Below are 14353 nucleotides of genomic sequence, written 5' to 3'. Positions count from 1 at the left end.
GTGCACGGTGGGCAACAGCACCGATGGAATGCTCTGCGTCACTGAGCCCTCCAGCCGCAAGAGCTTCCCCAACGTATTCTATAAGGGACAGCCTGTGGATAAGAAGATCGACGAGGCCCCTCAGGACTACCACGCCGACACCGTCATCATCAAGGGCGCCAACGCCTTTGACCAGGATGGCCATGTGGGCATCATCACCTCCGGCTTCAATGGCGGCACCGTGCCCAACTTCATCGGCTATATGACCAGCAAGGGCCTGAAGTGGATCTGCCCTGTGGGCTATGAGAAGATGGTGCCCAGCGTGCCCGCCGCCAGCCGCGCTCTGGGCGGCGCCAACCATATCGACATCTCCATGGGTGCCGACCCCGGCCTGTACTGCCTGTCCAGCGCCGACATCGTCACCGAGGTGGAGGCCATCAAGATGATGTTCAACTGCGAGGCCAAGGTAGTTTGCGCCGGCGGCATCGGCGGAAACGAGGGCGCCCACTACTGGGCTGTGGACGGCGATGAGGCGGACATCAAGGCTCTGGTGGACTATTTGGAGAAGGAGATCAAGGGCGAGCCCCCTGTCAAGGGCAACAAGGGCAACTGCTCTAATTGCCGGTATCCTGGCTGCCGCTACAATGGCCTGCAGCCTGACCAACTGCCTGACTGGATGAAGAAGCGGGGCATCAAGAAGTAATATCGCTGACTTTTAGGGCCGCCTCGGTCGTCACACGCGACGGCCGGGCGGCCCGCCCCTATATATAGCCTCTTTTGTGTCTCAATCATGCTTTTAGGATTTCAGCGGCCCCATTCCCATTAAGGACTTCGCTTGATTCTAAGTATGAGGGAAAGGCGCAAATTAGCAAGGAAGAAAAGACTATGCTCCCACCTGGGGAACAGACCTAAATCAGTCTCACTCCAGGGACCAAAGCGGTATGGACCGCGAAATTCCTCCATCATTCTCTTTCTGTGCTGCGGCAACATTCTGTTCATCGCTGGCATAGCCATGCCTCGTAGACGTTGTATATACAAAAGTGTAGTCCTTACTGTAAGAAAAACTACAAACAAAATTCAATCATGAGCTGTGCCGCAGGGGTCCCCCATTGTGGCACAGTTCTTTAATTTTTATAAAAACTGGTCAAAAGCTGGAGGTCGTGTAAGCCCCGTTTTATCTCTGGCTTTTCTGGATCTGGAGCAGGTAATAAGTAGAAAATTGAGTCGGGTATAAATTAAAACGCCCCACTTGGCAAAACATGGTTGCCCTGCAATTTTAATTTGCCAACCGGTAATTGACATGCGTTGAGACCCCCGCTACAATAGCAAAAGAACGAGAGGGAGGGATACTATATGACATCTGGTGAAAAAACCGTTTCACTGTTGAAATTACTTGGGCAGGCTCCCTATGTCCACAGTGTTACTGAACTGGGAGAAAAAATTGGATGCACAAAGAGCGGAACATGCAAACTATTAGCGGCCCTGGTAAAAAGCGGATTGGCTACCCAAACTGTAGATCGAAAATACACTCTGGGACCGGTGGTATATATTTTAGGAAAAACTTATGAGGATCACATCGGCTTATCCAAAATGGTTAAGCCGTATTTGGTGCGGCTACGTGATCTCACCGGGGAGAACGCCTCCTTCAGTATGTTGGTTGACGGAAAGGCCAACCTGGTCTACCGGGAGGAGAGTCTCCAGGCCGTCCGGGTGGCTGGCAGTGTGGGGCAAGAACGCCCCCTGTATGCCGGTGCCAACGGGAAGGTCTTGGGGGCCTTCCAGAGCGACGAGGTCATCCGTCGCCGCCTGATGGAGGAACCCATTACACCACTGACTGAGCGCACTATTATTTCGCCAGATGAGCTTTTGAAGGAGTACGCTAAAATTCGCGCACAGGGATATGCCATCAGCGATGGGGAATTGAGTATTGAGACCATCGGCATCAGCGCCCCCATTCGGGATGAGTCCGGGACCGTCTGGGCGGCTATCTCCATCGGCGCTCCCCGACTGCGGGTGGATCAGACCAAACTAGAACGGTACATCTTTTTAGTCAAGGAAATCGCAAAGGAGATGTCCAAGGATCTAAGCAGCGGCGCCATTGGAAATTCACTGTGACAACGCAGGAAACATCCCCGTACTCATTTTCCTATTAGGAAACAGTATCGGGGATTTTATTAAAAATTGTCCAATATAAATGTGGAATATTGATGAATTTTCTTTGATTTTCTTGTATATATTGAATATTTTTCTTTCTTATGATATCCTATATTCAGAAAATAAGTTTCCTATTTAGAAATACCATTAAGAAGGAGTATAGGTTATGGATATCACACAAGTGGAAAAGGCTAATGAAGAGGTTGCCGCCCTGCGCGCCCAGCGCGACAAGGATTACGCGGAGTACGAGGCGGCCGGACGAGTCTGGGGTCTGGTCCCCCGGGAGCGGATCACTCGGATCAAATTTCCTCGCGTCAGCAGGCAAATTATCGACGGTTACCTATCCATGGAGGACATGAGCACCACTGTCTCTGATGTACTGGACTCCTACGGGATCGACGGGGCCATCCCCACTTCTTATTTGAAGCCAGTGATTCCCGGCAGCAAAATCTGCGGTCCCGCGGTAACTATTCGGAACATTCCGGTCCGTAAGACACCCACCCAGGGTGCCCACGACCATGACTTCATCGCAATGTCTACCCGGGATATCTACTACCTAGGAGAGCCAGGCGACGTTTTGGTGTCCGACTTTGGCGGTAACCTGGATGTATCCAACATGGGCGGCCAGAGCTGCACCGTTGGCAAAAGCTGCGGCTTTGCCGGCAATATTGTCAACGGTTGCTGCCGGGATGTGTCCTCCATCCGAGAGATGGGTTACCCCGTATTCAGTTGCGGCACCACTCAGATCACCGGAAAGTTCCGCATGGAGTGCATCGAGATGAACGGTCCTGTCACTCTGTGCGGCAAACTGGTCATCCCCGGCGACCTAATGGTGGCGGACGACTCCGGTGTGTGCATCGTCCCTTATGAACTGGCAGAGCCTGTACTAGAGGAGTGCCTAAAGATCGCCGCCTCCGAGGAGCGGATGCGCCAACTGATCGTATCCAAGGCTCCTATTTCTGAATTGCGGCCTCTGTTCCGGGCACGGTATAAATAAGAGCCCATATTTCACTTTGCCGGAAACGGAAAGGAGTTTTTGATATGATAGATCCGAAAGTTGCCGCTGACTATGAAGAATATAAGGCGGCAGGACGTATCTGGGGCGTAATCGACAAGGAGAACATCAAGATGATCAAGTTCCCCCGAGTGCCAAAGGAGATTGTCGATGGCTTCAAGGCACTGGAGGACGACCTGACCGGAACTGTCAGCGACCTTCTGGACGCACTGGGTTACAACAAAGTGATCCCCGCTTCTGTACTGAAGCCCATCGAGCCGGGCCACTTGATTGTTGGCACTGCGGTGACCCTGCGTAGCATCCCCATCGAAAAGACCACTACTAAAGGCCTGATGGACCACGATTTCATCAAAATGGCCTCTCGAGAGGTTAATTATCTGGCAGAACCCGGCGATGTACTGGTGGGTGACGCCGGCGGTATGACGGATATGAGCAGCATGGGTGGTCAATCCTTTGTTTCCGCCAAGATTCGTGGACTGGAGGGTGTGGTCATCGATGGTGCGGTCCGAGATGTTGGCGAAATCCGCAAGTATCAGATGCCCACTTGGTGCCGAGGTGTCACCCCCAAGACAGGCAAGTGCCGTATTGAGGCCATTGAGATCAACGGCCCTGTGGTGCTTGCAGGTGTCCAGATCAATCCTGGCGATCTGATTATCGCTGACGACTCAGGGATCTGTGCCGTACCTCCTCAGCATGCAGCTTATATACTGAAAAAATGCCAAGAAATCCTGCCTGACGAGGAAGTCATGCGGGAACTCATTGAACGGGATGCCCCCATTGCAGAAATTAAAAAGCTCTTCCGCAAGCGCTACACCGACGACGCACCCAGCACCGAGAACACCTAAGTAGTCTTTAGGAGGAATTTGATATGAAAAAGCTTGTTTCTTCCGTTCTGTCTCTCGCCATGCTCCTCTCTCTCGCAGCTTGCTCCGGTGGCGATCACTCCAGCACCTCCGCCGGCGGAAGCACCAGTTCCAACACCGAATCCAGCGCAAACACTTCGGGTGACTCTAGTACAGCTCCACAAGTAGAATTCCCTGAAATCATTACGGTCACTGTCCCCTTCAATGCTGGCAGCAACACCGATATCCAGATGCGCTTTATTCAGCCCTACCTGGAGAAACACCTTGGCGCTACCTTGGTAGTCAACAACGCCGGCGGCGCCTCCGGCGTCATCGGCACCACCGCTTTTGTCTCTCAGGCGGCGGACGGTAGCAACATCCTGTTCAGCCTCCCTACCCCTACTGTCTACCGCCCCGCTAGCGGCGAAACCACCTACACGGTGGACGACTTGATCCCTGTCTCCCGGATCACCGCAGATCCCTTCTATCTGGCAGTTTCCGGAGAGAACGACAAATTCCCTGATGCCCAGTCCGTCCTCACCTATATCCAGGAGAACCCCGGCCAGTTCACCTACGCCAATGCCGGTAACGGCGGTATCGCCCATGTGGCCTTTGCTTCTTTCCTGTCAGGCGAGGGGCTGGACGCCCTCAGCGTCCCCTTCACCGGCGGTACCTCCGACTGCTACACGGCGGTGATGGGTGGTCATGTGATGTCTTATGCAGTAAGTGAGTCCGAGCTGACCGGCCGCTCTGACATCCGGCCGGTGATCAATCTGGGCTCCAAGTCCAGCACCCCAGGCTTCGAGGACGTACCCACCCTAGGAGAGCTGGGCTATGAGGGCTATGAGACCAACGCCTTTGCCGGCTTCTACTACATGAAAGGCGTGGATCAGACCTATGTAGATGCCTTTGACGCAGCAGTCAAGGCCACCCTTGAGGACGAGGAATTCCAAGCTGCGGCAGCGGAGTCCAACTTTATGCACAGATATGCTGACCATGAGGAGTTCTCCCAGCAGGTACACAATGCTGCAGAGCTGGCAGTTCCTGTCCTGGAGTCCCTCCAGTAAGCTCTCACGATGCTGGACCGGCCGCGTCCTGTCTGGGGAAGCGGTCCGGTCCAGCTTCATTTTAGACATTCGAGGTGAAACCTTTGAATAAACGAAATTGTATCACCGGAATCTTAGTGCTGGCATTTTTCATTTTATTTTATGTTTACAGTCTTCAGCTCCAGCCCGCAGCGGCCCTTTGGCCCAAGTTTATCTGTGTGACCGGCATGGCTTTGTCTGCCGCTAACATCGTGATTTCCGGTGTGAAGTGGCAAAAAGAGCGGGACCAGGCGACGGTATTTCCTCTAAATTCAGGGCAAATCAAGCGCGGCATCATCCTCGCATTTATCGCCGCGCTCTGGATCTTTGCGATCCCACGGGTTGGCTTTTTGAGCTCTTCCATGTTATTTACTGGAATTACTATTTTAATCTTTGAGCCGGTCAAAGATAAAAAGCATATCGTCCGGGATATCATAGCGACTATCTTTTTCTCTGTTTTCCTGTTCGCCATGTTCTCTCTTCTGGGCATCCGATTCCCCAGAGGGATCCTGATCTGAAGGAGGCGCCCATGACCGAAATTTTAGGCTATATTGCCACCGCATTTTCTCCAGGTAATCTGATTTTTGCCCTTGTCGGCACGATTTTGGGAATCATCGTGGGGGCTCTGCCCGGCTTCACTCCTACTATGGGCATCGCAGTGCTTATCCCGGTAACCTACACCATCGACTCCACTACCGCTCTGGTATTTTTAGGGGCCATCTATTGTGGTTCCATGTTCGGAGGCTCCATCTCCGCTATTTTAATCAATACCCCTGGTACCAGTGCCGCGGCCGCCACCGCCATGGACGGTTATGCCATGACTTTGAAGGGGAAGTCTCACGAAGCTCTGGTGGAGTCCGCAATGTCCTCTTTCTGGGGCGGTATCCTCAGTGTTGTAGCCCTGCTGTTTTTAGCTCCCCCGTTGGCTCGTTTCGCCTTCCAATTCGGCCCCCAAGAGAGGTTCATGATGGCTCTCTTTGGTCTGACCATCATAGCCTCTTTGACCGCCAAAAGCGTACTCAAGGGCTTGATGATGGGTTGTGTTGGTCTGGTTTTGGCCTGTATAGGCATCGACCCTGTCCAGGGCAGCATTCGCTTTACCTTTGGCAGCACTTTTTTCATGGGTGGCATTCAAATGATCCCGGTGGTCATCGGCCTGTTCAGTATGTCCCAGGTGTTCACTTCTTTGAAAGATCCTCTCGAGGTGGCAAGCAAGGACTCTCTGGTGCAGTACAAGAGCAGTAAATTGAAACTAAAAGATATTTTCAAATACCCCAAAATCTATTGGTGGTCTTCTGTCATTGGTCTGATTGTGGGTATTATTCCCGGCACCGGGGGGGATGTGGCCTCCTATGTAGCCCACAACACTGGTCATATGTTTACGAAGGACCCGGATTATGGCAACGGTTCCCGGGAGGGTGTCGCTTGGTGTGAGGCGGCCAACAATGCGGTCACAGGCGGCACTCTGATCCCTACTCTGACTCTAGGTGTCCCTGGCAACGCCACCACAGCAGTGCTACTGTCCGCCCTTACCATCCAGGGCTTAACTCCTGGCTACGGCCTGTTCACCACAGAAAAAGAAATCACCTACCCCTTTATTTGCGCTCTATTTATTGCAAATGTAATGATGGCGGCCATCGGCATCTGGGGCGCTAAATACTTTGCCCGGGTTACTCTAGCCCCCAAAAATATTTTAAACGCCTGCGTGCTGTTCCTTAGCGTTATCGGAACCTATGCTATCCGGGGCAGCGTGGCGGACATTCTGCTCATGCTGGTGTTCGGCGTGATTGGCTATCTCTTGAAGCTATATAAATACAATGTGGTCCCCATTGTACTCGGCTTGATTTTGGGCCCCATCGCTGAAGCCGGTCTATCCCAGGCACTACTTTTAAACAACAATTCCATCTCTGCCGTATTTACCTCTATGGTGACCAGACCAATTTGTATCGTGCTGTTTCTGTGTATGGTAATCTCAGTCAGCTATCCTTATATCTCTCAATACCGCGCCAAAAAAAAGAGCCAGACATCGTAAGTTTTCTTCAAAGCCCATCTCAAACAGGGGAATGCGTCTGATCAAGGGAGGCATTCCCCTGTTTTTTCTATTGGACCGCTGACCCCTACTGTAATTTAGAAGCAGCCATTTGAAAGTTCCAGCGGTCCTATTGTGCAGCATATTCCCCACCAAGTTTACCTCCGACACTGAAACCCATGCAACTACCAAAGCGCAGTACAGGCGGCAGAGATTATGGAGCACATCCTCTCCAGTAGTCTATAGCCCTCTCTTCCCCGGAAAAATTTTCGTACGGCTCAAGAAATTAGTCAGACTAACGCCTCAACAAAATCATCAAGCTAGAAAAGTAATAAAAAGCAGAGAAGCCCCGTTGGAATCAGCTTATTCCAGCGGAGTTTCGGTTGCGGGAGGAGGGACTTGAATCTCCGACCTCCGGGTTATGAATTGCGGTTCGGATATGATTTCTGCTCTGTCGGGGGCTTTTGTACCCTTTCTGCAAGGAGCTTGTGTGCTGTCTGTCTCTGTTTGCTCCATTGGTTCCGTTCTGTCTGACCCTCGTGTATCACAGTTTGGGGCAGGCTAAAACGACCTCATTAAAACCGTGTACCGGCCAGGACTGAAGCCCCCGATCATGGTCGAATAACCTCCTCAACAAACACTTCTATGTGGGAGTCTTTGTAGGCTAGGAGGCATTGAATCTTTTGCATATCGAGTAAAAGAGCTCATACTACAACTGTTCCTCTACACTTGGCAAAACAAAAAACAGAAAAATATGATACGTTCCTGTTGTCTATTCTGAGTCTTTCAAGGGAATCAGGGACTTCTTATGGCACTGTTTTAGGATTTGGATAAAGGAACCAAAAATTTTGCACTAAAGCTGAAGGCGAGATGCAAAATTTTCACCCGTTCAGGATAATCCATAGATCGGTAAAAACTGCGGGCCTAGTTTTTTGCTGAGTAAGGTGACCGAGCGGCACCTTTGATCCGTATTCTCCGGAATGGACCATATGTCTCTATTAGCGAGAAAGTTGCTGACCTGAAGTAGATGGACATCGCTTTGAAACAGGGCGGATTAGCCGATTCACGCTTGATTCTCATACAGGTAAAGTCGAGGTAAAAACCATAAAACAAAAAAGTAAGTAGCAGCAATTTAACCTATCCGGTTGACAGAAGCGAGGAGAATTGGTACACTTTAAACGATTTATCTAATAAAGGTGGTACACCGTGAAAGAAGATTTGGATAAGCGGGATGACATGAGCTATCTGCAGACAGCAGGCCGTGCATTGTCTATCTTAAAAATGTTTCGGCAAGAGAATACCCTGTCTCTTCCTGCTATTGCCAGCGGGCTGGGCGTGGGGAAGACCATTGCATACCGGTTGGTACATACCTTAATGACAGAAGGCTTTTTGGTGCAGGACCCTCTTACTAAGCAGTATTCTTTAGGAGAACAGGTACTTCTGCTTGGTTTCTGTGCAGTGCAGAGGCAGGATGTAAAACGGATTGCCCATGACTTTCTCTGGAATTTTCATGAGCGCACAAAAATCAGCACCTATCTCACCATTCCCTGTGGAAACCAGAGCCTATGTGTGGATCGGGTGGTCTCCGACAGTACCGGGCGTCTGAGCACCGTGTTTGTAGGCGGAGTATATCCACTGTTCTGCGGGGCTACCAACCGGGTACTGCTGGCTTTTGCCTCCCCCCAGTTTCAAAGCGGATATCTGCGCAGCCTGGAACTGCCAGAGGAGGAAATGGCTCAGTTGGCCGAAGATCTGAAGCAAGCGCAAGCCCGCGGCTATGACTTTACCCATAACAGACTTACAGAGGGACTCTTTGCCGTTGGTTTTCCCATCTATAATTCCTCCAATCAGTTGGTAGCTGGCCTGAGTGTGGGTGGAGTGGATGACCCAGCCCGGCCGGATGCAGTGGAGCAATTCGTTCAGCAAGGCCGCCAGCTCGCTGTGGAAATTAACAATCAAATGGGCTCCAATTATTACAGCAATTTGATCTATTGATGATTTTATACTGAAAGATTCAGGAAAATAGCGCAAAAACAAGCCAGGCGGGGAGAAAACAACCCCCGTCTGGCTTGTTACATTTTGACCAAAGCCAATTAAGCAAACAGAATGTTTCCTGTGTATTTTACCGGCTTCTATCTTGACAAACGCTAAGTGTAGTGCTACTATAATTACAATATTCCATAATAAGATTTTTTATTTCTATTATAGGAATATTTGCAAAAATCGGATGACTATCTTGAGAAAAAATATTCAGTTGAAAGAAGTGGGATCGTCGGGAAGATTCGGGACAATAAAAGGAGGGTAAGGACCATGAAGTACAAGGGAGCGGCAATCCAATTCGACTGTCGTTTCATGGAAAAAGAGAAAAACCTGTCTCAGCTGGCCGGTCTGATACGACAGGCAGCCGGTCAGGGGGCAAAGCTCATAGTTTTGCCCGAAATGTGCGCTACAGGCTATTACTTTGACAGCATGGATCAGGCATCGGAGATGGCGGAGTATGTGATCGGCGGGCGGACGGTAGGGTTACTGGAGGACTTAGCCCGGGAACTGGACTGTTATTTGGTAGCCGGGCTCCCTGAGTCGGAGGGGGATCGACTTTACAACACTGCCGTCCTCGTGGGGCCAGGAGGCCTAATTGGCCGTCACCGGAAAATGCACCATTACACTCCTGACAGCACCTGGGCCAAGACGGGAGATGAGCCGGTAGCTGTATTTGACACCCCCATTGGAGTCGTTGGCATACAGATCTGTATGGATCTAAGCTACCCAGAAGCCTCCAGGTTGAGCCGCCTAATGGGGGCGCAGATTTTATGTTCCCCTATGAATTGGAGTGAGGCATCTGTCCCTTCCAGTATCTGGATAACCCGTGCCAAGGAAAATGGGATGTATGTCATTGCAGCAAACCGACACGGAGAGGAAAAGGGATTTTCCTTCTGCGGTGGAAGCGGTATCATTGGCCCGGACGGCAGGGTACTAGCATGTCACCCCTACGGAAACGGTATTGCTTTGGCCGAGATTGACTTGGATACTCAGACGGATAGGAGTGAGATCCCTCCGCGCCGCCCGGAGCTCTACCGTGAATTGCAGCTGCAGCGCTATCCTTGGTTCCAGAGTCAGTATTATCAGATCTTTGCTCCGCATCCTCTGCTCCAAGGCAGCCTGTTTTCTGTAGCGGTATGCAGCATGGAACCGGAGTACCGGGAGGGACATCTGGCTAATATAAAGCAGACCATCTGCCAGGCCGGAAAGCGAGGGAACCGCTTGTTGATACTGCCTGAGCTGGTACTAGGAGGCGTTCCCGAAAACCTGAAGCAGGCACAGCGTATCGCTATCCGGGCAGATGATCCAGTGTGGCCGGAACTGTCTGATTTGGCTGTAGAGAACCATGTCGATGTAATCTTGGGCTTTGTTCTGGAGGAGAACGGGAAGCTTTGGAATGCAGCGGAATGTCTGTGTGAGGATGGCACCCGACACTGTTACCGTAAGAGTCACCTGACTCGCCGGGAGGCACAGTGGGCGGAAGCGGGGGACCAGGCCGGGCTGATTCTTGACCGCCCCTATGGCAGAATCGGCATACTGTTAGGGAGTGAAATTATGGTCATGGAGGTACCCCGGCTGCTGGCCAACAGCGGGTGTGACATTTTTGCTGTCCCGGCGGTTAAAAATCCAAACTGTCTCTCCGGCTGCCCGGAAGCCCAGCAGGCGAGAGAGAATTATCACCCTGCCAGAGTACGTGCCAACGAAAACAATACCTACACAGCCTTTGCCGTCCAAGAGGGAATAAGCGGCATATTTGGACCGGATATGTTTCTTGAGCCCAGAGATGAGGTACTACTCCGAGAGAAAGGCTTCAGGGAAATGAAACTGGATACACGTTTTATTTTGACGGATATACAGGGCCACCCGGCGGTAAACGTAGTCCGAGAAAAACCTATGCTAGGCACTAGACATACCATTTGGTATGACCGGCTGATAGAAAAAACGGATTGTGTGCTGTAACAAAGAAAGGAGATAGCTATGAGTGACAAGCAACATAATGTGAGCACTTCGGTAACCGAGGGTGGTGTGGAAGAACAGGACTATATCTATACTCCCGTTCCCAAAAATAAACGGTACGGCTGGATCAAGATGTTTTTTGTCTGGCTGTGCTGGAATGTGGTGGTGGGAGATCTGGCCACTGGTACAGCACTAGGCTCCAGCATGAACTTTCGGGATGCCCTCATTGCCTTGTCTATCGGCGATATTATCCTAGTGGTAGTCATGATTATGACTGTGTATATCGGGTCCAAAACCGGACTGGCGGCTATGTCCCTAATCCGATTTACTGTGGGCCGGGTAGGAACTTATATTTTCTCGGCGATTATCTGTTTTACTTCCGTGGGCTGGTTCGCCACGCAGTTAGGTTTCTTTGGGCAGATCTGGACCAAGTACATCCCCCTGAGTGTGCCGGTGTTGGCAGTACTGGGGGGAATCATGATGGCCTCCACCGCAATCAAAGGATTTAAAGGAATGGAGAAGTTGAGCACCTTTGCCGCCATCCCCCTGTTACTGTTCATTGTTCTGGCTCTGGTCAACTGTGTACGTCTCATCGGTGTTGATTCTCTGTTCTCCTATAGCCCTACCGGCAATCAAATCGGCGCTATGACCACCGGCGTGACCACGGTCATCGGCAGCTGGGCTGCTGGCATGGCCACCGTGCCCGACTGCGGCCGGTTTGCAAAGACCGATATTGTAAAAATTTCTATTGTATGGGTTAGCGGTCTGTTTTTCGGCCATTTCCTGTTGCCCATCGCCGGCATTGCCGCCGCCCTGCACTTGGAAACGTGGGACTTTGGCGTGGTGTCCGACTACATCGGCGTGCTAGCCACCGGTTCCGGGTTGATTGGTGCTGTACTCATTACCCTGGCAGCCTGGACCACCAATCAGCAGAATCTCTACTCCGCAGCCAATGCCGCCTGCAACATCATTGAAGTAAAGAAAAAGGCCCCCATTACTATTATTTTAGGCGTCATCGGAATTGCTTTGGGCTTCTGTGGCGTAGTGGACTACTTTGTGCCCTATATGACTTGGCTGGGTATCGTGATTCCTCCCATGGCCGCAGTCATGGTGGCTGACTATCTGGTGCTCCCCCTGTTTGGGATCAAGCACGACTATAACTACAACGATATCTCCTATGAAAAGCTCCCTCTTATCAAGTGGCCGTCAGTTCTGGCGTGGGGCTGCGGTGTAGTAGTGGCCATTTTCACCCCAGGTATCCAAGCCGTCAATGGCATGGTGGCTACCGTTGTCCTACACGTAGTATTCAATCTGGTGTCTAACAAAAAACATTGAGTGCAGGGAAATTGTGGAGCAGATAACAGAAAGGAAGAAAAATCATGGAACGCAATGGGATTAAGCTGACCGAGCAACATGTCCGTTGGGCAGCTCTGGGAGGAGCCATTCTGGGCGGCGGTGGAGGAGGATCGGCGGTAACCGGGGCGGAAACCGGCGAGTTGGCTGTGCGGTTTAGCCCCCTGGAGCTGACTCCGCTGGATCAAATCGATCCAGAAACTGTGATTGTCACGGCCTCCATGGTTGGGGCTCCTGCGGCCCAGGAAAAGTTTGTTTCTCCCGCAGATATGATGCGCTGTGTGGAGCTGTTTATCAAGAGCACAGGAATTCGGCCCGGTGGCATCATCACTAACGAAAATGGCGGTGGTTCTACGTTCAACGGTTGGCTGGAGGCATCCGTGCTGGGAATTCCCTTATTGGATGCCCCGTGCAACGGTCGTGCTCACCCTACAGGCGTGATGGGCAGCCTGAATCTTCACCGCGATCCTACCTATGTCACCACTATGACCTGTGTCGGTGGTCGGAAAGAATTGGGACGGTATGTGGAATGCACTGTGACTGGTTCCATCGACCACTGCTCCAAGCTGGTTCGAGCGGCTGCAGTGGAGGCTGGTGGCCTAGTAGCTGTAATCCGCAATCCAGTAAAAGCCTCTCTCCTGCAAAAAAATAGTGCTGTGGGCGGGCTGTCCCAGGCTATTGAGACGGGTCACCGCTATGCTAGGGGTCTGGAGCAGTCTGTACAGGCAGGCGTACAGGAGGTTTGTGAGTTTTTAGGCGGCGAGATCCTAGCTCATGGCCCGGTAGAAGAGTATCAGTTGCGCAGTGAAGGTGGCTTTGATGTGGGTGTTGTCAAGATTTGCGGATATGAGATGTCTTTCTGGAATGAGTACATGACGGTAGACGGGCCGGACGGACAGCGCCGTGGCACTTTCCCTGATTTGATCATGACCTTTGACAGCCAGACTGGCCGACCGACCCCAACCTCTGACCTGAGACTTGGCCAGGAGGTCTACCTAATCCATGTAGGGTATCAACATTTGAAACTGGCCGCCCCCATGTTTGACAAAGATCTGCTAGCCGGAGTGGAAAACATTATTCACCGCCCCATGGTGGAACACGTTCCTTTCTGACAAAAAAAATTTGGGGGCAGGAAAAAAGCAATGCTGACCGACCCCCGCTGCCGGATCACTGGCGGCGGGGGTTTTATAGATCGAATAAATATGGGACGGAGGAAGACAAGATGATGAAAGTTGGCGCCATTACCATTGGACAGTCGCCCAGAGAGGACGTAATTCAAGACCTGCTTCCCCTGATGGATGATCGGGTGGAATTAATTCAGGCAGGAGCGTTGGATGGGCTCACCCGAGAGGATATTCGTGCCTTTGCACCGGGGCAGGAGGATTATGTCCTGATCTCACAACTGCAGGATGGGAGCCCCGTAATGTTTGCCGAGCGGTATATCCTACCCAGGTTACAGCAGTGCATCGAACTCCTAGAGGAGCAGGGAGCGGAGCTGATACTGTTTTTGTGCACCGGGGATTTTCCTGACGTGTTTCACTCCAAAGTGCCTCTGATTTTCCCCTGTAAGGTACTCAACGGCCTTGTGCCGGCACTGGCTAGCCGTGGAAAGATTGCTGTTGTGGTTCCCACCCCCCAGCAGGTGGCACAGTCGGAGCAGAAGTGGAAACAATACGTCCAAGAGAGCACTGCAATTCCTGCCTCGCCTTACGGAGATCAGGAGGCTCTGGATGAGGCTGCCCGGACCGTATCAGAGCTAGATGTAGATCTAGTAGTGATGGACTGTATTGGCTATCACACTGGAACGAAGGAACGGTTTCAGAAATTATCCAGAAAGCCGGTAATTTTGTCCCGAACCCTAGCGGTTCGCGTCATGATGGAACTACTGTCGTAAGGAGGA

At 51.6% G+C, this 14353-nt stretch carries 12 protein-coding genes; all 12 read left to right on the top strand.

Annotated features, from left to right (window positions below; translation table 11 throughout):
• On the top strand, positions 1-682 hold a 682-nt coding region (locus ACEVJK_RS13625; RefSeq protein ID WP_374740801.1), incomplete at its 5' end, for a hypothetical protein.
• 650 nt (positions 683-1332) lie between these two features.
• Complete coding sequence (locus ACEVJK_RS13620; protein WP_186853347.1) at positions 1333-2094, top strand: IclR family transcriptional regulator; 762 nt, start codon at positions 1333-1335, stop codon at positions 2092-2094.
• A 205-nt stretch (positions 2095-2299) separates the two neighbouring features.
• Positions 2300-3130 (top strand): RraA family protein, encoded by an 831-nt coding sequence (locus ACEVJK_RS13615; protein ID WP_186853348.1) that lies wholly within the window; start codon positions 2300-2302, stop codon positions 3128-3130.
• Between the two features lie 44 nt (positions 3131-3174).
• On the top strand, positions 3175-3993 hold the full coding sequence (locus tag ACEVJK_RS13610) for an RraA family protein (RefSeq protein WP_186853349.1): 819 nt from the start codon (positions 3175-3177) through the stop codon (positions 3991-3993).
• A gap of 23 nt (positions 3994-4016) precedes the next feature.
• On the top strand, positions 4017-5057 hold the full coding sequence (locus tag ACEVJK_RS13605) for a tripartite tricarboxylate transporter substrate binding protein (RefSeq protein WP_374740800.1): 1041 nt from the start codon (positions 4017-4019) through the stop codon (positions 5055-5057).
• A gap of 83 nt (positions 5058-5140) precedes the next feature.
• On the top strand, positions 5141-5593 hold the full coding sequence (locus ACEVJK_RS13600; protein WP_374740799.1) for a tripartite tricarboxylate transporter TctB family protein: 453 nt from the start codon (positions 5141-5143) through the stop codon (positions 5591-5593).
• Between the two features lie 11 nt (positions 5594-5604).
• Positions 5605-7107 carry a tripartite tricarboxylate transporter permease gene (locus ACEVJK_RS13595; protein WP_186853352.1) on the top strand — a complete coding sequence of 501 codons (1503 nt, stop codon included), beginning with the start codon at positions 5605-5607 and terminating at the stop codon, positions 7105-7107.
• Between the two features lie 1203 nt (positions 7108-8310).
• Positions 8311-9099, top strand: coding sequence for an IclR family transcriptional regulator (locus ACEVJK_RS13590; protein ID WP_186853353.1), 789 nt, complete (start codon positions 8311-8313; stop codon positions 9097-9099).
• A gap of 315 nt (positions 9100-9414) precedes the next feature.
• Positions 9415-11103 carry a nitrilase-related carbon-nitrogen hydrolase gene (locus ACEVJK_RS13585; protein WP_340406066.1) on the top strand — a complete coding sequence of 563 codons (1689 nt, stop codon included), beginning with the start codon at positions 9415-9417 and terminating at the stop codon, positions 11101-11103.
• Positions 11104-11121: 18 nt separating this feature from the next.
• A complete protein-coding gene (locus ACEVJK_RS13580; protein WP_186853355.1) occupies positions 11122-12435 on the top strand; it encodes a cytosine permease in 1314 nt (437 codons plus the stop codon).
• Between the two features lie 44 nt (positions 12436-12479).
• Entirely contained in the window at positions 12480-13565 is a 1086-nt protein-coding gene (locus ACEVJK_RS13575; RefSeq protein ID WP_186853356.1) for a DUF917 family protein, read from the top strand.
• 110 nt (positions 13566-13675) lie between these two features.
• Positions 13676-14347, top strand: a complete 672-nt coding sequence (locus tag ACEVJK_RS13570; protein ID WP_340406063.1) for an AroM family protein — start codon at positions 13676-13678, stop codon at positions 14345-14347.
• The last annotated feature ends 6 nt before the right edge of the window (positions 14348-14353 follow it).

It is taken from the genome of Flintibacter sp. P01028, assembly GCF_041925235.1.
Taxonomy (GTDB): domain Bacteria; phylum Bacillota; class Clostridia; order Oscillospirales; family Oscillospiraceae; genus Lawsonibacter; species Lawsonibacter aceti.
Note: the sequence above shows the minus strand (reverse complement) of the source record. Positions and strands in the feature narration are given on the sequence as shown.

What these genes read in the sequence shown, in the direction of transcription:
- ACEVJK_RS13595 (WP_186853352.1), top strand. Translation starts at nt 5,605, where the DNA reads ATGACCGAAATTTTAGGCTATATTGCCACCGCATTTTCTCCAGGTAAT.
- ACEVJK_RS13570 (WP_340406063.1), top strand. Translation starts at nt 13,676, where the DNA reads ATGATGAAAGTTGGCGCCATTACCATTGGACAGTCGCCCAGAGAGGAC.
- ACEVJK_RS13585 (WP_340406066.1), top strand. Translation starts at nt 9,415, where the DNA reads ATGAAGTACAAGGGAGCGGCAATCCAATTCGACTGTCGTTTCATGGAA.
- ACEVJK_RS13580 (WP_186853355.1), top strand. Translation starts at nt 11,122, where the DNA reads ATGAGTGACAAGCAACATAATGTGAGCACTTCGGTAACCGAGGGTGGT.
- ACEVJK_RS13575 (WP_186853356.1), top strand. Translation starts at nt 12,480, where the DNA reads ATGGAACGCAATGGGATTAAGCTGACCGAGCAACATGTCCGTTGGGCA.
- ACEVJK_RS13620 (WP_186853347.1), top strand. Translation starts at nt 1,333, where the DNA reads ATGACATCTGGTGAAAAAACCGTTTCACTGTTGAAATTACTTGGGCAG.
- ACEVJK_RS13605 (WP_374740800.1), top strand. Translation starts at nt 4,017, where the DNA reads ATGAAAAAGCTTGTTTCTTCCGTTCTGTCTCTCGCCATGCTCCTCTCT.
- ACEVJK_RS13615 (WP_186853348.1), top strand. Translation starts at nt 2,300, where the DNA reads ATGGATATCACACAAGTGGAAAAGGCTAATGAAGAGGTTGCCGCCCTG.
- ACEVJK_RS13610 (WP_186853349.1), top strand. Translation starts at nt 3,175, where the DNA reads ATGATAGATCCGAAAGTTGCCGCTGACTATGAAGAATATAAGGCGGCA.